The sequence below is a fragment of the Nonomuraea sp. ATR24 genome, assembly GCF_041950485.1.
GTDB lineage: Bacteria > Actinomycetota > Actinomycetes > Streptosporangiales > Streptosporangiaceae > Nonomuraea > Nonomuraea ceibae.
Genome location: NZ_JBGNUU010000027.1, coordinates 42740 through 60772 on the forward strand (window position 1 = coordinate 42740; position 18033 = coordinate 60772).

15 protein-coding genes are annotated in these 18033 nt (G+C 72.2%); 2 read left to right on the top strand and 13 right to left on the bottom strand.

The genetic code is table 11. The annotated features are described in order from the left end of the window. Complete coding sequence (locus tag ACBI99_RS40270) at positions 1–1071, bottom strand: ABC transporter ATP-binding protein (RefSeq protein ID WP_357590388.1); 1071 nt, start codon at positions 1069–1071, stop codon at positions 1–3. A gap of 38 nt (positions 1072–1109) precedes the next feature. After that, positions 1110–2543, bottom strand: a complete 1434-nt coding sequence (locus ACBI99_RS40275; RefSeq protein ID WP_357590390.1) for a gamma-aminobutyraldehyde dehydrogenase — start codon at positions 2541–2543, stop codon at positions 1110–1112. A gap of 202 nt (positions 2544–2745) precedes the next feature. Between ACBI99_RS40275 and ACBI99_RS40280 the strand changes: the two genes are divergently transcribed. Further along, positions 2746–3240, top strand: coding sequence for an Lrp/AsnC family transcriptional regulator (locus ACBI99_RS40280; protein ID WP_219509977.1), 495 nt, complete (start codon positions 2746–2748; stop codon positions 3238–3240). Here the strand turns inward: ACBI99_RS40280 and ACBI99_RS40285 are convergent. Genes ACBI99_RS40285 through speB form a run of 3 tightly spaced genes read right to left on the bottom strand, consistent with a single transcriptional unit; the run spans position 3219 to position 6321 of the window. Beyond that, entirely contained in the window at positions 3219–3887 is a 669-nt protein-coding gene (locus tag ACBI99_RS40285) for a cyclase family protein (RefSeq protein WP_375074869.1), read from the bottom strand. The genes ACBI99_RS40280 and ACBI99_RS40285 overlap by 22 nt on opposite strands. After that, a complete protein-coding gene (locus ACBI99_RS40290; RefSeq protein WP_375074870.1) occupies positions 3884–5392 on the bottom strand; it encodes a purine-cytosine permease family protein in 1509 nt (502 codons plus the stop codon). Before ACBI99_RS40290 ends, ACBI99_RS40285 begins: the two co-directional genes overlap by 4 nt. Beyond that, positions 5389–6321, bottom strand: coding sequence for an agmatinase (gene speB, locus ACBI99_RS40295; RefSeq protein WP_357590396.1), 933 nt, complete (start codon positions 6319–6321; stop codon positions 5389–5391). The genes ACBI99_RS40290 and speB overlap by 4 nt, the downstream gene beginning before the upstream one ends. Positions 6322–6390: 69 nt before the next feature. On the opposite strand from speB, the gene ACBI99_RS40300 reads away from it, so the two are divergent. Next, positions 6391–7848: a PucR family transcriptional regulator ligand-binding domain-containing protein gene (locus ACBI99_RS40300; RefSeq protein WP_357590398.1), complete on the top strand. Its 1458-nt coding sequence runs from the start codon at positions 6391–6393 to the stop codon at positions 7846–7848. Here the strand turns inward: ACBI99_RS40300 and ACBI99_RS40305 are convergent. Genes ACBI99_RS40305 through ACBI99_RS40340 form a run of 8 tightly spaced genes read right to left on the bottom strand, consistent with a single transcriptional unit; the run spans position 7845 to position 17898 of the window. Next, positions 7845–10529, bottom strand: a complete 2685-nt coding sequence (locus ACBI99_RS40305; RefSeq protein WP_375074871.1) for an alpha-mannosidase — start codon at positions 10527–10529, stop codon at positions 7845–7847. The two genes, ACBI99_RS40300 and ACBI99_RS40305, sit on opposite strands and share 4 nt — an antisense overlap. Continuing rightward, the gene (locus tag ACBI99_RS40310) at positions 10526–11605 is read right to left on the bottom strand and encodes a Gfo/Idh/MocA family protein (RefSeq protein WP_219509983.1); all 1080 of its coding nucleotides are present in this window, start codon (positions 11603–11605) and stop codon (positions 10526–10528) included. Before ACBI99_RS40310 ends, ACBI99_RS40305 begins: the two co-directional genes overlap by 4 nt. A gap of 49 nt (positions 11606–11654) precedes the next feature. Continuing rightward, a complete protein-coding gene (locus ACBI99_RS40315) occupies positions 11655–12548 on the bottom strand; it encodes a TIM barrel protein (RefSeq protein ID WP_246646050.1) in 894 nt (297 codons plus the stop codon). Further along, complete coding sequence (locus tag ACBI99_RS40320) at positions 12539–13720, bottom strand: CehA/McbA family metallohydrolase (RefSeq protein ID WP_246646051.1); 1182 nt, start codon at positions 13718–13720, stop codon at positions 12539–12541. The genes ACBI99_RS40315 and ACBI99_RS40320 overlap by 10 nt, the downstream gene beginning before the upstream one ends. Then, positions 13717–14787, bottom strand: coding sequence for an ABC transporter ATP-binding protein (locus ACBI99_RS40325; protein ID WP_219509984.1), 1071 nt, complete (start codon positions 14785–14787; stop codon positions 13717–13719). Before ACBI99_RS40325 ends, ACBI99_RS40320 begins: the two co-directional genes overlap by 4 nt. Next, positions 14788–15606, bottom strand: a complete 819-nt coding sequence (locus ACBI99_RS40330) for a carbohydrate ABC transporter permease (RefSeq protein WP_219509985.1) — start codon at positions 15604–15606, stop codon at positions 14788–14790. Next, the gene (locus tag ACBI99_RS40335; protein WP_364180305.1) at positions 15603–16538 is read right to left on the bottom strand and encodes a sugar ABC transporter permease; all 936 of its coding nucleotides are present in this window, start codon (positions 16536–16538) and stop codon (positions 15603–15605) included. Before ACBI99_RS40335 ends, ACBI99_RS40330 begins: the two co-directional genes overlap by 4 nt. Next, positions 16513–17898 carry an extracellular solute-binding protein gene (locus ACBI99_RS40340; RefSeq protein ID WP_357590404.1) on the bottom strand — a complete coding sequence of 462 codons (1386 nt, stop codon included), beginning with the start codon at positions 17896–17898 and terminating at the stop codon, positions 16513–16515. Before ACBI99_RS40340 ends, ACBI99_RS40335 begins: the two co-directional genes overlap by 26 nt. Positions 17899–18033: the final 135 nt, after the last annotated feature.

The following is an 18033-nucleotide window of genomic DNA, read 5'->3' on the forward strand; positions in this document are numbered from 1 at the left end:
CTATCGACTCTCCATCACATAGGAGTGGCGCGCCTGCCACGACAGCCACACGGAGTCGCCCCGCTCCGCGGTGGTGGTCGCGTCCTGCGCGTTCTGCTGGAACACCGTGATCTCGGCCCCGTCGGCGAGGGTCACGGCATAGCTGGTGTAGGTGCCCAGGTAGACGACCTCCGCCACGATGCCCGGCAGCGCGCTCAGCTCGCCGTCGGGCTTGTCCGCGGAGATGCGGATCTTCTCGGGCCGGATCGTCACCGACACCTCGCCGTCGTGGCCGGGCACCAGCACCCGGCCGCCGCCGGTCTCCAGCACGCCGCCGGCCGCGGTGCCGGACAGCAGGTTGGAGGTGCCGATGAAGCCCGCCACGAAGGTGCTGGCGGGCCGCTCGTAGATCTCGCGCGGCCCGGCGAGCTGCTCGACGAGGCCGTCGTTCATGACCGCGATGCGGTCGCTCATGGTCAGCGCCTCGCTCTGGTCGTGCGTCACGTACACGAACGTGATGCCGACCTCGCGCTGGATGCGCTTGAGCTCCAGTTGCATCGCCTGGCGGAGCTTGAGGTCGAGCGCGCCGAGCGGCTCGTCGAGCAGCAGCGCGCGTGGCCGGTTGACCAGTGCCCGGGCCAGCGCGACCCGCTGCTGCTGCCCGCCGGACAGCTCGCGCGGGCGGCGCTTCTCCCGGCCGCCGAGGTCGACGATCTCCAGCATCTCGCCGACCCGCCGCCGGATCTCCTCCTGCGGCGTCTTCTTCTGCTTCAGCCCGAAGGCCACGTTGTCCCACACGCTCATGTGCGGGAACAGCGCGTAGGACTGGAAGACCATGTTCACGTCACGCCGGTTCGGCGGGACGTTCGTGACGTCCTGGCCGTGCAGCCGGACCACGCCCTTGGAGGGCTCCTCGAAGCCCGCGATCATGCGCATTGTCGTGGTCTTGCCGCACCCGGACGGGCCGAGGAGGGAGAAGAACTCCCCCTCGGCGATGTCCAGCGTCACGCCCTTGACCGCCTGGACGACCTCGCCATGTGAGAGGTATTCCTTGACAACCCCCTCAAGCTCGATCGCACTCCGCTCGATCAAACCTTGCTCGGCCATATCCAGGTTTCGTCCCTTGTACGTTATTCGCCGATGTAGTGCATGACGTGCTTGACCCTCGTGTAGTCGTGCAGGCCGAACACCGAGAGGTCCTTGCCGTAGCCGGAGTGCTTGAAGCCGCCGTGCGGCATCTCCGAGACGAACGGGATGTGCGTGTTGACCCACACGACGCCGAAGTCGAGCCGGTTCGACATCCGCATCGCCCGGCCGTGGTCGGAGGTCCACACCGAGCTGCTCAGCCCGTAGCGGACGTCGTTGGCCTTGGCCAGGGCGTCGGCCTCGTCGGTGAACGTCTGGACGGTGATGACGGGGCCGAAGACCTCGTTCTGCACCATCTCGTCGTCCTGCTTGAGGCCGTCGATGACGGTCGGGGCGAAGAAGTAGCCCTTCTCGCCCACGCGGTGACCGCCGGTGAGCACCTTGGCGTGCGCGGGGGCGCGCTCGACGAAGCCCTGCACGCGGGCGAGCTGCTGCTCGTTGTTGAGCGGGCCGTACAGCGCGTCCTCGTTCGACAGGTCGCCGGTCACGGTCGCGGCGGCGGCCTCGGCGAGCGCGGCGACGAACTCGTCGTGGACGCTCTCCTGCACGAGCACGCGGCAGGCGGCGGTGCAGTCCTGGCCTGCGTTGTAGAGGCCGGCGACGGCGATGTCGGCGGCGGCCTTGCGCAGGTCCTTGACGTCGTCGAAGACCACGACGGGAGCCTTGCCGCCGAGCTCCAGATGGACGCGCTTGAGGTCGTCGGCGGCGCTCCTGGCCACCGACATGCCGGCGCCGACGGAGCCGGTGATGGCGACCATGGCGGCGGTCGGGTGGCCGACGACCAGGGCGCCGGTCTCGCGGTCACCGGTGACGACGTTGAACACGCCCGCGGGCAGCACGCTGCCCAGGATCTCGGCCAGCTTCAGCGTGGAGGCCGGGGTGGTGTCGGACGGCTTGAGCACGATCGTGTTGCCGGCCGCCAGCGCGGGGGCGATCTTCCAGACCGCCATCATCATCGGGTAGTTCCACGGCGTGACCTGGCCGATGACGCCGATCGGCTCGTGCCTGATGACGCTGGTGTGCTCGGCCAGGAACTCCCCGGCCGTCGGGCCCTCCAGGGTGCGGGCGGCGCCGGCGAAGAAGCGGAAGTGGTCGGCGGCGACCGGGGTCTCGTCCTCGGCCATGCGGGCGCGCGGCTTGCCGGTGTTGAGGCACTCGGCCTCGTTGATCTCGTCGGCCCGCGCCTCGATCGCGTCAGCGACCTTGAGCAGCAGGTTCGCCCGCTCCCCCGGGGTCGTCCGCCCCCACGACTCGAACGCGGCTGCCGCGGCGGCGTACGCCGCGTCGACGTCCTCGGCGCCGGAGATCGGGGCCTGGAGGTAGGCCTCCCCGGTGCACGGGTCGACGACGTCGGAGAAACGGCCGCTCTTGGCGTCCACGAACTCACCGTTGACGTAGTTCTGCAGACGGGTGGTCAAGGTGATGACCTCCTGGTGGGGTGGCTGAGATGCCGCGACTCTTACAGAGCACTTGCATCAGGACAAGGGATTTCGTGGTGAAGATATCAAATTGCTACGAATTCGCTTGACAGAGCGCCGAGAACTGACAACATGTCGCACCAGGACGGCAACCCGGCGGGAACGCCCCCGTAACGCCGGACCGCTAGGAGGATTCCTCGCCATGACGACGCCGCCTCGGGTGCGCCGCGGCTCCGGCGCCTCGCCGGGTCCGGTCGTTCTCGACGACCTGGCCAAGCAGATCATCGAGCAGCTCCAGGCGGACGGCCGCAAACCCTACGCCGCGATCGGCAAGGCGGTCGGCCTGTCCGAGGCAGCCGTGCGGCAGCGGGTCCAGCGCCTCCAGGACGCCGGGGTCATGCAGATCGTCGCGGTGACCGACCCGCTGACGCTCGGCTTCCCCCGCCAGGCCATGATCGGCGTCACCTGCGAGGGCGACCTGGAGGCCGTGGCCGACGAGCTCTCGGCGATCGCGGAGATCGACTACGTGGTGCTCACGGCGGGCTCCTTCGACGTCATCGTGGAAGTGGTGTGCGAGGGCGACAGCCACCTGCTGGAGATCCTGAGCAAGATCCGCGCCATCCCGGCGGTGCGCGCCACCGAGTCGTTCGTCTACCTGAAGCTGCGCAAGCAGACCTACTCCTGGGGCACGCGCTGACCCAGGCGGGCCACCGCCCGCACCGGCGCCCCGTCGGCGCCGCCGAGCCGGATCGGCATCAGCCACACCTCGACCGCCAGGCCCGCCGCCTGTGCCTCCAGCAGCCGGTCGAGCCCGGTGAGGTTCTCGGCGATCACCGCGTGGGCGCCGCACAGCACCCGGTGCGCGGGGAAGTCCGCCGCCGGCGTCGGGTCGACGCTCAGCGCGTCGATCCCCACCGTCCGCGTCCCCGCCGCGACCAGCAGCTCCGCCGCCTCCTCGGTCAGGTACGGATGCGCCCGGTACGCCTCGCTCCCCCAGTGGGCCGACCAGCCGGTCGCCACGAGCACGATCGGCGCCCCGGCAGGCACGGCCCCCAGACGCTCCGGCGTGATGGCCGCCCGCGGTCCCAGCCCGCGCGCGTCCACCACCACGGCGGGCCCGGCGAAGCGGTCCAGCGGCAGGGCGTCGAGCCGGGGCAGCGTGTCGTCGACGTGGTAGGGCGCGTCGACGTGCGTACCCGACTGCGAGCCCAGGTGCAGCCGCAGCACGTTGACGCCGTCGCGGCCGGTGGTCAGCGCGGGCTCGACGCTCACCTCGGGGTCGCCCGGGTAGACCGGCATCCCGGTGGCCAGCGGCACCGACAGGTCGACGAGCTCCCCGCTCACACCGCCGCCTCGGCCCCGGCGATCGGCGGCACCGGGGTGTCGGCCGAGCGCACCAGGCGCGGCCCGTCGGGGCCGTAGACCTCGCGCGGCTCCGGGAAGACGGCCAGCAGCGCCAGGTAGAGCACCGCCGCCGTGCCCAGGCCGACCGGCAGCGAGATGTCGATCCCGCCCGCCAGCCCGCCGAGCGGCCCGACGAACTGGCCGGGCAGGTTGACGAACGCCAGCGCCAGCGCCGCCGAGACGAGCCAGGCGGCCAGTCCCCGCGCGTTCCAGCCGTGGGCGAACCAGTAGCGGCCGCCTGTCTGCCTCCGGTTGAACACCTGCAACGCCTCCGGGTCGTACCAGCCCCGGCGGGTCACGTACCCCAGCATCATGATCACCATCCACGGCGCGGTGCAGGTGATGATGAGGGTGGCGAACGTGGAGATGCTCTGCGTGAGGTTGGCCGCGAAGCGGCCGACGAAGATGAACACGATCGACAGCGTCCCGATGAACACCGTCGCCCGCACCCGCGAGAAGCGCGGGAAGACGCTGGAGAAGTCCAGCCCGGTGCCGTAGAGGGACGTGGTGCCGGTGGACATGCCGCCGATCAGCGCGATGAGGCAGACGGGCACGAAGTACCAGGCCGGCGCGATGGCCAGCAGCCCGCCGACGTAGTTGGGCGCGGCCGGATCCATGTACTCGGCGGCCTTGGCGGCGATGATCGACGCGGTGGCCAGGCCGAAGAAGAACGGCAGGATGGTGGCGATCTGCGACAGGAACGCGGCGGCCATCACCTTCGAGCGCGGCGTCGAGGCCGGGATGTAGCGGGACCAGTCGCCCAGGAACGCGCCGAACGACACGGGGTTCGACAGCACGATGAGCGCCGCCCCGATGAACGACGGCCAGAACAATGGGTCACCGGCGGCCAGCGTCCCCGGGTAGGACGGGTCGAAGTCGCCGGCGAACGCGACCGCGCCCAGCACGAACAGCAGCGACGCCGCCGCCACCGCGATCTTGTTGACGAACAGCATGAAGCGGAACCCGTACACGCACACCACCAGCACGAGCCCGGCGAACAGCGCGTACGCGACGCCGTAGGTGACGTCGGTGTCGGGCAGCCCCACCAGCCGGTGCGCGCCGCCGACGAGCGCGTCGCCGGAGGACCACACGGAGATGGAGAAGAACGCGATCGCCGTCAGCAGCGACAGGAACGAGCCGACGATCCGGCCGTGCACGCCCAGGTGCGCCGAGGACGACACCGCGTTGTTGGTCCCGTTCAGCGGCCCGAACAGCGACAGCGGCGCCAGGATGAGCGCCCCGACGGCCAGCCCGAGCACGGTCGCGGCCAGCCCCTGCCAGAACGACAGCCCGAACAGGATCGGGAAGGCGCCCAGCACACAGGTGGCGAAGGTGTTCGCGCCGCCGAACGCGACCCGAAACAGGTCGACCGGCCGGGCGGTGCGCTCGGCGTCGGGGATGCGCTCGACGCCGTACGTCTCGATCTCGGTGATGCTCGTGCTCATGGCTTCTCCCGCAGGGCGAGCAGGCTGACCAGGTCGTAGGCGACGTGGGAGGCGGCGACGGAGGTGATCTCGGCGTGGTCGTAGGCGGGGGCCACCTCGACCACGTCCGCGCCGACGAGGTTCGTCCCGGCCAGGCCGCGCAGGATCTCCAGCAGCTCGCGGCTGGTCAGGCCGCCCGCCTCCGGGGTGCCGGTGCCGGGGGCGTGCGCCGGGTCGAGCACGTCGATGTCGACGGACACGTACAGCGGCCGGTCGCCGATCCGCTGCCGCAGCGCGTCGATCACCTCGTCGAGGCCGCGCCGCAGCACGTCGGCGGCGGTGAGGATGCCGAAGCCGAGCCGCCGGTCCTCCTCCAGGTCCTTCTTGCCGTAGAGGGGGCCGCGGATGCCGACGTGGCTGAGCGCCTCGGTGTCGACGATGCCCTCCTCGACGGCCCGCCGGAACGGGGTGCCGTGCGTGTACTCGGCGCCGAAGTAGGTGTCCCACGTGTCGAGGTGGGCGTCGAAGTGCAGCAGCGCCACCGGCCCGTGCTTCCTGGCGGCCGAGCGCAGCAGCGGCAGCGCGATCGTGTGGTCGCCGCCGATCGTCACCAGGCGGGCGTCCAGCGCGTCGGCGGCGGCCTCGATGCTCTCGATGGCCTCGCCGATGTGGAACGGGTTGGCCGCGATGTCACCGGCGTCGGCCACCTGGACCCGCTCGAACGGGGAGACGTCCAGGCCGGGGTGGTAGGGCCGCAGCAGCCGCGACGCCTCGCGCACGGCCGACGGGCCGAACCGGGCGCCGGGCCGGTAGGAGACGCCGCTGTCGAACGGCACTCCGACCACGGCCACGTCGGCGCGGCCCACCTCGTCGAGGCGGGGCAGACGGGCGAAGGTGGCGGGTCCGGCGAAACGCGGGACCCGGGCGGAGTCGACGGGGCCTGTGTGCATGCACGCAGTCAACGTCACCTCTCTGACCTGCGGCAATTGGGCGATTCACGAAGTACTACGGTGGGGGTTGTGGCTGAGCACAAGGTGACGGTCGAGGATTTGCTGCGCTCGCCCGCGCTCCAGCTCCGCCTGCTCGCCGGCGAGGCCGGGGTGGGGCGGTCGGTGTCGTGGGCGCACGTGAGCGAGCTGGACGACCCGACGCCGTGGCTGCTCGGCGCCGAGGTGATCATGACGACGGGCATCGGCGTGCCACGCGCGGCGGCCCGGCAGCGCGCCTACCTGGAGCGGCTGGACGACGCGGGCGTCTCGGCGCTGGCGCTGTCGGCGCAGCTCCACGTGCCGCCGCTGCACGAGGCGTTCTTCGAGGCGGCCGAGGCGCGCGGGATGCCGGTGCTGGAGGTGCCGCTGGCGGTGCCGTTCATCGCGATCGCCCAGGAGGTGGCCGCGGCCGTGCAGGAGGACGCCCGGCACCGGCTGGGCGCGCAGTTGCAGGTGTTCGGCGCGCTGCGCTGGCTGGCCGCCGAGGACCTGGACACGGCCACGCTGTTCAAACGGCTGGAGCGGCTGTCGGGCTACGACGTCTACCTGTGCACGCCGCAGGGGCGCCCGCTGCTGCCCGGGGTGCCCGTGCCGTCGCTCGACGCGCTGCCGTCGGCCCCCGACGCGCCGCCCACGATCCCGGGCGGCTTCGCGCTGCCGGTGCCCGCACCCGGCGGCCCGGCCGGGTTCCTGGTGGCCTTCGAGCGGGAGGGCGCCAGGCCCGCCGGGCTAGCCGTGGTGCAGCACATCGCCACGGTCGCGGCCCTCCAGGTGGCGATGGCCAGGCACGAGCGCGAGACGCTGCGCCGCGAGGGCGCCGAGACGCTGGCCGAGCTGCTGCAGGACGTGCTCGACCAGGCCACGGCCCGCCGCCGCCTGGCCCGGCTCGGCCTGGCCGCCGACGGGGAGACGGTCCTGATGGTCGTACGGGGCGCGGCCGACGACGCGCTGCGCCGGGCGCTGGCCGACCATCCGCACCTGATGCTGCGGCGCGGCAGCGACCACTACGTGCTCGGCGCCCCCGGGCTGGGCGACGCGCTCACGGCGCCGGCCGGGGCGCGGACCGGGGTGAGCAGGCCGTTCGCGGCGGGCGGGTCCACCCGGGTGGCCCGGCGCGAGGCCGTCTGGGCCGCCGACCGGGCCGCCGCGTCAGGCCGGCCGCTCGTCCACTACGGCGACGACACCACCGGCCGGTGGCTGCCCGACGACGCCGACACACTCACCGCGCTGGTGGACGACGTGCTGGGCGAGGTGCTCGCCTACGACGAGGCGCACGACTCACGGCTGCTCGCCTCGGTGCGCACCTGGATGGAACGCGACCGCCGCACCGAGGACGCGGCGGCCGCCCTGCACATCCACCCCAACACGCTCGCCTACCGGCTGCGCCGCTTCGCCGCCCTGACGGGCCGCGACCTGTCGTCCAGCGCCGCCTTCGCCGAGGTCTGGCTGGCCCTCCAGGCGGCCCGCCAGCTCGGCCTGCACGACTAGGAGAGCTGGACCGTCGCGATCTCCCAGGCCGACAGGGGCAGCCGCAGCACCCCGCCGGTCACCGGCACCTCCGCGCCGGGGCGCCCGCGCAGGTCGGCGAGGCGCGCCCGGGTGAACCCGCCCTCGACGACCGCCTCGGTCGCCTCGTCCGTGAGCGCGACCACGCGCAGCTCCTGCCACCCGTCGCGGACCCGCAGCGACGTCATGACGACGCCGTCACCGGCCACCGACAGCCCCGCGGCGGGCGCGGGCAGCGGCAGCGCCGGGTCGCCGGTGCCCGCCACGGCCAGCAGGTCGTGCCGGAACGTCTCGGCCGCCTCGGGCACCGCCTTCCAGGTGCCGCTGTAGGGCATCAGCGCCAGCTCCACCGAGCGCAGCCCGCGCGACTGCGCCGCCGGGGTCGGCAGCTGCGGCCCGGCGGGCTCGGGGCGCAGCACGTGACGGTTGCGCGACAGGAAGCCGATCGAGCGCAGCAGCGTGAGCGCCAGCTCCTTCCCGTCGTCGACCAGCTCGTACTCGGTGACGTGCTCCAGCAGCGCCGCCACTCCCCCGGCCGCCACCCACGAGGAGGCGGGGAACGTCGGCAGCGGCTCCTCGCCGCAGCCGCCCTCGGCGTCCAGGCCGCGCGTGACGACGGCGAACTGCCCCTCGGCGTGCGACCGCGTCGCCCGCTCGGGCAGCGGCACGTGCAGCCGCACCCGGTGGTCGGCGCACCGGTTGTCGAACTCCACGGTCAGCCGCGCGAACGGCTCGCCCGCGCGCAGCTCGACCCGGGTGCGGACGGCGATCTCCTCGGTGACCTCGGTACGCGACTGCGCCGGGATCTCCGGGGTGCCGTCGATCCCGTCGCCGGCGGCCGGCCACTGGTAGGTGCGCCACACGTCGAACGCCGCCACCAGCGGCCCCGAGCACACCTTCGACACGTGCACCGACTCCGGGTCCTGCACGACGCGGTCGTGGGCCGGAGGCGCGTAGTTGTAGCTGTCGCCCACGTCGCCGCCGTCGACGATCCGCCCCGCCCCGGTCAGCGTGACGCCGTCGGCGCTGGTCAGCGTGAGCGTGCCGTCACGCGCCACCTCGACGTTGAGCAGCCCGTTGTCGAGCATCCGCTCCTCGGCGCGCACCGGCACGAACGGGTCGCCGGACGGGGCCCCGGCCACCTCCGAGTAGGGGGCGGTGCGCACCGCGGCGTGGCCGAGCGGCGGCGTGCTCACGTACGCGGCGAGCGTGCGGCGGGCCTCGGCGAGGATGCGGACGCGGGTCACGCCCTCCAGCGCGCCGCGCACCTGGCCCACGTTGAAGGCCGCGCTCGACTCGCGGGCGACGGTGAAGGTCAGCACGCCGTCGTCGACCGACCAGCCGGTGATGTGCTGGCCGTACAGCTCGGTGCCGTGGATGAAGGTCAGCGCGGTGGCCGGGTCCATCTCCTCGTCGAGCAGCAGCGTCGGGGCGTACTCCAGCGGCTGGAGCGGGACCTTGACCCCGTCGGCGTCGAGCAGCGGGTCGCTGCCGGCCACGTTGATCGCCACGACGCCGCGTCTCGGGGCGGGCGTCGGGTTGACGACGAGCACGGCGCCGGACGGCACCGTTCCGGCCAGCCGGGCGGTCACCATGTCGCGCACGGCCTGGCCCAGGTGCTCGGCCTCGGCGATGCGGGCCGCCACCTGCTGGGCGGTCTCGTCCACGCCGCAGCCGGTGACCGAGTCGTGGCCGCTGGCGTCGACCAGCCGCCACCAGGCCATGTCGAGGAAGCGGCCGGGCCACTCGCCGCCCCAGAGCGCGGCCAGCGGCTCGGCGTAGCGCTCGACCATCCGCTCGGCGCGGCTCATCGCCTGCTTGACGTGGGCGCGTACGGAGATCACGCCCGGCAGGATGTTGGCCCGGGCGTGCGAGCGCAGCTCGCCGGTGACGCGGGGCAGCCCGGTCACGTCGGCGGAGTGCGCCTCGATGTAGCCGGACAGGGTGTCCATGCGGGCGCCGAGCTGCTTGACCATGTCGGGCAGGCCGCGCACCGGGGCGGAGTGGTCGGTGCCGTACATGGCCAGCAGCGGCCCGTCGGGACCGTGCCAGCCGCGCATGGTGCGGACGAACGCGGCGCCGCGCTCGCCGAGCTGGGCGGGGTCCTCGAACAGGTGGGCGCCGTTGCCGTAGCCGCCGGCGGGCAGGTACTGGGCCCGGATGGCGGTGCCGTCGGGCGCGACCCAGGCGAAGGCGTCGGTGGTGACGGACGCGGGCACGCCCCGGTAGACGCAGGCGTGCAGCAGCCCGGCCCGCCTGAGGATCTGCGGCATCTGCGCGGTGTGCCCGAACATGTCCGGCAGGTAGCCGACGGCCATCGCGCCGCCGAGCTTGTCCGCCCTGGCCATGCCGAGCTCCAGGTTGCGCACGATGTTCTCGCCCGAGCACAGGAACTCGTCGAGCAGGATCTGCCACGGCCCCACCGCCAGCCGCCCGGACTCGACCAGGGCGGCGATCCGGTCGCGGTTCTCCGGGCGCACCTCCAGGTAGTCGTCCACGCAGGCGAGCTGCCCGTCGAGCGTGAAGTGGTAGTCGGGGTCCTTCTCCATCGTGTCGAGCACCTCGTCCAGCAGCGCCACCAGCCGCAGCCGGAAACGCTGGAAGGGCTCGTACCACTCGCGGTCCCAGTGGGTGTGCGGGACGACGACGATCTCCGCGGTCATGCGGCTTCGCCTCCGATCGGCAGGTCGTGCTGGACGGCGTAGCGGGCGGCGATGCGCTGAGCGGTGACGATGTCCTCCAGCGCTCCGGCGGCGTCGGTCAGCGGCGGCTTGCCGTCGTTGACGAACGCGTGGAAGGCGGCCAGCTGCACCTCGAACGCCTCGGTCACGTCACGCCACTCGGTGCGGCTCTCGCCGCCGGACACGACGGTGAGCGTGGTGGGCGCGTTCATCAGGTAGGGCGAGGGGAAGACCAGTTCCAGCGAGCCGCTGTCGTGGTGGATGACCACGCTCTCGCGGTAGGCCGGGTAGTCCTCCAGGTAGTGCCAGCGGATGGCGAACCGGCCGGCGGCGGGCAGCGGCCCGGAGATCTCGATCGACCCGGGCGCCTCCCCCCAGGTCTCGACGTACGCGATCTCGTGGGGGGAGCCGGTGAAGCGGCGCAGCAGTGACAGGTCGTGACAGATCGACCCAAGCGCCACCCCGTACAGGGAGCGCACGGCGGCGGGCGCGGACTCGCCGAGCGCCTTCGACACCAGCCCGTCCTCGGCCGCCCGCAGCGAGGCGAGCAGCTCCGGGGACACGTCGCGGGCCTGGGTCAGGTTGGCGAAGGCGAGCTGCGACTCCCCGCTCGGGTGCAGCACGGTCACCTCGACCGACCGGATCCGCCCCGGGCCGCCGAGCTCGGCCAGCAACTCCTCGGCCCGGCGCACGGCCGGGTCGTACTGCTTCATGTAGCCGACCATGAGCCGCCCCTCGGGCAGCGCGTCCACCTCGGCGCGGGTCAGCGCCAGCGGCTTCTCGCACAGCACGGCGTAGCCGGCCGCGAGCGCCTGCCGCACGGTCTCGCCGTGGGAGCCGGAGGCGAGCACGAGCACGGCGTCGAAGCCGCCGGCCTCCAGCATCCGGGCGAGCTCGGTGTGGCGGCCGGGGGCGCCGAGCCGGTCACCCACGGCGTCGGCGAGCGTCCGCGACAGGTCGCAGACGGCCGTCACCTCGAACAGATCTCGGCGGCGCGACAGCAACGGCACGTACACCGCTTGCGTGACGGCTCCGCATCCGACAAGCGCGATCTTCAAACCCGCTCCTCCAGCATGGTCTCAACCAGCCAGCCCCTCCGGCGTGGCCTCAAAGTCCGAGTTCCCGTAGCTTCTCGCGATTGGCAGCTTGATCGGCGATGTTCCGCTCAACTGACCGGCGTCCGGGCAGCGTGTCCTGCTCGATGATGACCCAGCCCTGGTAGCCGATCTCGCCGAGCGTGCTGATCACTCCGGGCAGGTCGAGCTCGCCCTCGCCGAGCGGCGCGAAGCCGCCGCGGCCCATCAGCTCGCGCAGGTCCACGCCGTCGGCCAGGGCCTGGGCGAGGATCGCGCGGTCGCCGTCCTTGACGTGGACGTGGCCGACGCGGCCCGACCAGTCGCGCAGCGCGGTCACCGGGTCGCCGCCGGCCAGCAGCAGGTGGCCGGTGTCGAGGCAGAGCTGCACGTCGGTCAGCTCCAGCAGCCGCTCGACGTCCTCGGGCGTCTCGACGTACGTGCCGAGGTGGTGGTGGAAGGCGGGCTCGTAGCCGCGGTCGCGGCAGCGCTGGGCCGCCTCCTGGACGCGGGAGGCGTAACCGGCCCACTCGGACGCCGCCAGCCCGGGCGCGTTCCCGCCGGGGCGGGCGAAGCGCGCGGGCGAGCCGGAGCAGCCGAGCGTGGGCCGGGGCGCCAGGTGCGCGGGCGCGGCCGGGGCGGCGTCGAACACGTCGAGCGTCGCGTCGAGCGCGGCCAGCCCCTGCTTGAACGCCTCGGCGTCGCTGTAGCGCAGGTCGGCCCAGCCGCCTGCGAGCAGCAGCCCGCCCAGCCGCTCGGCCAGGTCGTCCTTGGTGCCGAGGTAGCCGATGGGGCCGAGGTCGATGCCCGCGTAGCCGGCGCCGGCGATCGCGCCGACCATCTCGGCGGCGGTCAGCGGCGGCGGGGCGTCGCTCAGCTCGAACACGCCGAAGCTCACCGGGGCGTTGGCGACACTGATCAGGCGCATAGAGCCATCACCTCGTTCTCGTAGGTTTCGAGTCGGTGCCGCCCTTCGGCGGCGGGCAGCAGCACGCGGTCGCCGCGGATCACCTGGCGGGCGCCGCCGGGGCGGACCAGGATGAGCCCGTCGGCGTCCAGGGCGAGCAGTTCGTCGCCCAGCCGCAGGAGCAGCGGCGCGCCGGGCCCGGCGGAGATCGCCGTGCGGCCCGCCGCTACGGCGTCGAACGCCGCGCCGGGGTCCTCGGCCAGCACCCACGTGGTGGGCGAGCCGGGCAGCCCGTCGGAGCCGGGCCGGTGGAAGTCGCTGGCGCCGATCGCCACCAGGTCGGGGTGCCAGGCGTCGGCCCAGGCCAGGGGCGCGCCCCAGCGGCGGTCCCACCAGCCGGAGTGCCAGACCTCGGCGATCCTGGGCCGCTCGGTGAGCGGCTGCAGCCACGCGCAGTCGCCGCCGAGCGGGTGGTTGATGGAGATCAGCCCGCCCGCCCGATCGGCGTGCTCGACCCAGGAGTCGGCGGGCTGCCGGAAGTCGACCCAGCCGACGTCGCCGAACACGTTGGCGTGCCCCCGGTCGGTGGTGACCTCCTGGCCGGGCAGCAGCGTGATGGCCCGGCCGGCCTTGGCCAGCTCGGGGTGGTGGCTGACGGTGTTGTGGTCGGTGACGGCGAGGAAGTCCAGGCCGCGCCCCAGCGCCAGCTCCGCCAGCTCGGCGACGGTGAGCGCCCCGTCGCTGTGCAGCGTGTGGGCGTGGAAGTCGCCGGCGAACCAGCGCAGCCCGCCGACGTCCGGGATGTCGCGGCGCGGCGGGCGCTCCCCGTGCGGCGGCTCGGCGCTCTCCGGCTCGGGCACGGGCGCGGTGTCGATCTCCAGCGTGTAGTCGAGGCCCTGCGGCGGGACGCGGTGCAGCCGCAGCCACACCTGCCACTGGCCCGCTTCGAGCTCGCCGGGCAGGTAGCCGGGCGTGGCCCAGCCCGGGGTGATCGTGTAGGAGTCGCGGGCGCCGCCCGACCAGCCGCGGAACCCGCCGGGGCCGCCGCAGCCGAGGTCGAGCACGCCCTGCGACCGGTCGTAGGACAGCCGTACGGTGACCGCCGGGGCGCCCTCGGGCACCTCGAAGGGCACCTCGCGCAGGATGCGCTCCAGCCGGTCGTCCAGGCTCCAGTGCCCGCGGATCACGCTCATGCCGTCACCAGCTCGCCGTCACGGTAGACCAGCGCCCGGTCGCCCCGGGGCACCGCGTAGCCCTGCTCGCCCAGCGCCGGCTCGTGCCCCTCGGGGACGACGGCCTGCACGAGCACGCCCGCCACGTCCAGGGTGACCAGGTGGGAGGCCCCCAGGTTCTCCAGGATGACGACGCCGCCGGTCAGCGACCCGTCGACCGGCTGCGCCGAATAGGTCATGTATTCGGGACGCACCCCGTACACCAGCTTCTCCCCCTCGGTCAGGAGTCCTTCCGCGGAGGCGGGGACGGGCAGCTTGCACCCGGCCACCTCCAGCGTGTCACCCCTGACGACGGCGTCCAGCAGGTTCATCGGGGTGGAGCCGATGAAGGCGGCCACGAACGTGTTGGCGGGCCGCTGGAACACCTCGGCGGGGGTGCCGATCTGGCGGATGTGCCCGGCCTCCATGACGGCCATGCGGTCGGCCATCGCCAGCGCCTCGGCCTGGTCGTGGGTGACGAAGACGGTCGTGACGCCGAGCTCGCGCTGGAGCTTCTTCAGGAACGTGCGCGCCTCCAGCCGCAGCCGGGCGTCCAGGTTGGACAGCGGCTCGTCGAACAGGAACGCCTGCGCTTGGGTGGCCATGACGCGGGCCAGCGCGACGCGCTGCTGCTGGCCGCCGGAGAGCTGGCCGGGCCGCCGGTCCATGAGCTGCTCCAGGCCGAGCCTGGCGCCGACCTCGGCGGCCTTGGCGTGGCGGGCGGCCTTGGGGACCTTCTTGATGCGCAGCGGGTAGGCGATGTTGTCGCTGACGTCCATGTGCGGGAACAGGGCGTAGTCCTGGAAGACCATGGCGATGTCGCGTCCGCCCGGCTGCACGCCGGTCACGTCCCGCCCGCCGATCACGACGGCGCCGCCGGTGGCGGTCTCCAGCCCGGCGATCGTGCGCAGCAGCGTGGTCTTCCCGCAGCCCGAGGGGCCGAGCAGGGCGAAGAACTCGCCGTCGGGGACGGTCAGGTCGAGCGAGTCGAGCGCCTTCACCCCGCCGGGATAGACCTTGGTCAGGCCCCGAAGTTCGATAGCGGCCATTTAGCGCTTGATCCCTCCGTGGAAGCGGAAGCCGTACTTCTTGCTGACGAACAGGTACATGAGCACGACCGGTACCGAGTAGAGCAGGCCGAAGGTCGACAGCACCCTGAGGTTGGCCTGGCCGCCCTCGGTGTAGAGGGTGTACATGATCACTGCGGCCGGCTGCTTCTCCACGTCGCTGAGCAGCAGGAACGGCATCAGGAAGTTGCCCCACACGTTGGCGATCGTCCACACCGCGATCGTCGCCAGGCCGGGCCGCACCACGGGGGTGACCACGTGGCGGACGATCTGGAGCGGCGAGGCGCCGAACACCCGCGCCGACTCCTCGTAGGACTTCGGCGTGGCGTCCATGAAGTCCTTGATCATGAAGATCGCGGCCGGCAGCAGGCCGCCGGTCAGGATGAGGATCAGCCCGGTGTGCGAGTCGATCAGGCCGAGCTCGATGGCGAGCTGGAACAGCGGCACCATCGCGGCGGTCCCGGTGATGATCGACGAGAGCAGCAGCAGCGCGTAGAGCAGCGCGTCGCGGCCCGGGATGCGCACCCGGCTGAGCGCGTAGGCGGCCAGCGCCGACAGCACCACCACGAGCAGCGCGGTGCCGATCGCCAGGATCAGCGAGTTCACCAGCGAGCCGAGCGCGTACGGGTGCTCGATGATCGTCTGGAAGTTCTCGAACGTGAAGTCCGGCATCCGGACCTCGTACGTCGGATCCGAGGTGAACGGCGCCGCGGCCAGCCACAGCAGCGGGATCGTGAAGAAGGCCAGGAGCACCGCGATCAGCGTGTAGAAGCCGATCCGCCCGGCCCAGGTGCGGGTCATTTCTTGCTCCTGAGCAGCCGCAGGTAGAACACCGCCACGACCAGGTTGATGAGCAGGATCACGGTGGAGATCGCCGCGCCGTAGCCCAGGTCGCCGTTCTGCAGCGCGACCTTGTACACGTGCACGGCCAGCACCTCGGACTTGCCGTCGGGGCCGCCCGCCGTGAGCAGGAAGGGGCTGAAGTCGTTGAACGTCCACAGGCTGATCAGCAGCAGGTTGGTCAGGATGTGCCCGCGGATGTGCGGGAACACCACGTCGCGCAACTGCTGCCAGCCGGACGCCCCGGCCAGCCGGGCGCTCTCCAGGTGCGACGGCGGCACGTTCCCGAGCGCCGCGCCGTAGAGCATCATCGAGAACGCGGTGCCGCGCCAGGTGTTGAAGATGATGATCGACAGCATCGGGTGGTCGAGCAGCCAGGCGAAGCCGGGGATGCCGAGCAGCGCGTTGAGGGTGCCGGCGTCGCGGTCGAGCAGCGCCACCCACAGGAACGACACCACGGCGCTCGGCAGGATCCAGGCCAGGATGACCAGGCCCTCGACCACGCTCTTGAGCGTGCCGCGCCGGTCCTTCAGCATCCAGGCCAGGGTGAAGCCGAGCACCACCTGCCCGATGACGGCCGAGCCCAGCACGAACTGGAAGGTCAGCCAGGTGGAGTCCCAGAACTCCGGGTCGGTGACGGCCTTGACGAAGTTGTCCAGCCCGACGAACTGCGGCTCGGCCGCGGCGGCGCCGGTCAGCCGGTAGTTCGTCAGCCCCAGGTAGATCACCCAGAGCGCGGGGAAGACCAGGAAGACCGCGATCAGCGCCAGAGCGGGCGCCACGAAGGCGCCCGCCCGCAGCCGGCCCAGGCCCGCCGCGTCGGAGCTGTAGCGGCGGGCGGGGGCCGGGCTGACGACCTCGGCCGGCTCAGGAGGCGATGTTACCTGCGCCACCGACGAGCCCTTCGAGCTTCTTCTGGTAGTCCGCGGCCGCCTGGTCGGCCGGGGTGCCGCCGGCCACCGCGGCGGTGGCCTCCTGCAGCGCGACCGACACCTGCGGGTAGAGCGCGACCGGCGGCCGGTAGGCCGTCAGCGGCAGCACCTGCTCGGAGATGTAGGTCAGCAGCGGCTCACCGGCCAGGATCTCCTTGTTGACGTCGCTGCGCGGGGTGATCCGGACGTTGCCGTCCTTGGTCTCCTCCTTCAGCGCGTCGGCCGAGAGCGTGAAGGCGAGCAGTTCGAAGGCTTCCTTCGGGTGCTTGGTGTTGGGGTTGACCGTGCGCAGCGCGCCGCCGGACATGCTGACGAAGTCCTGGCCGCGGATGCCCTTGCCGGGCTCGATGGCCGGGATCTTGGCGTAGCCGACGACCTGGTCGCGGTCGTCCATCTTGGCGACGCCGTCCTTGGGGTTGACCACGCCGCGCCAGAAGTAGTCGCCTTCGAGCAGGATGCCGATCTTGCCCTCGGCGAACTGCTGGAACGACTTGTCGCGGCCCTTGGCCTCCTGCTGGAGCTTGGGGTCGCCGAGGCCGCCGCCGTAGATCTTCTGGTAGAGGCCGAGGGTGTCCTTCAGCGGCTGGGACGCGCCGGTCCACTTGCCGTCCTTCTGCACCTCGCCGCCCGCGCCCGCGAGCAGCGGCAGCACGCCCTGCATCGTGGTGGCCTCGCCCATCGCGGTGCCGGCGTTGATCTGGATCGGCACGGGGACGCCGGACGACTTGAGCTTGGCGGCCGCGTCGAGGATCTCCTGCCAGCTCGTGGGCTGCCAGTCGGCGGGCAGCCCGGCCTTGGTGAACAGCGTCTTGTTGAAGTAGAGGACGCGGCCGTCGGTGCCGACCGGCAGCGCGTACTTCTTGCCTTCGAAGGTGGCCAGGCCCTGCACGGCCTCGGGGATCTGCTGCCAGCCGTCCCAGCTGTCCGCCTCGGGGCCGACCAGCTCGGCCAGCGGCTTGATGTAGCCGGCCTCGGCGAACTCGCCCGCCCAGATGCCGTCGATGTCGATCACGTCCGCGCCCTTGCCTGACTTCAGGTCCAGGGAGAGCTTGGTCTTGTACTGTTCGTCGTCGACTCCGCTGGGGACGAACTTGACCGTGACGTCCTTGCCCTTGGCCTTCTGGGCCTCCTCGAACTTGGGGATCACCCAGTTGGCGATGTGGTCGGCGGCTGCCGCGTTCTTGCCGCCGGCGATGGCGTTCTGGCTGATCGTCAGCTCGATGGCGTCACCTCCGCCACCGCCGGACGACTGGCCGCACCCGGCGAGTCCCAGCGCGGACGCGGCCAACACCGCGACCACCGACCTTTTACGCAACACCATGCAAACCCTCCGACACGTCCTAAAAGGGAGGAAGTCAGGGCCAATATGTCATGACATCCATATGACGTAAAGACCTTGCCATATCCAGGAGCGTGCCCTCATGCTGCGACTTTGCCCGTTGGGAGACGGACCGCC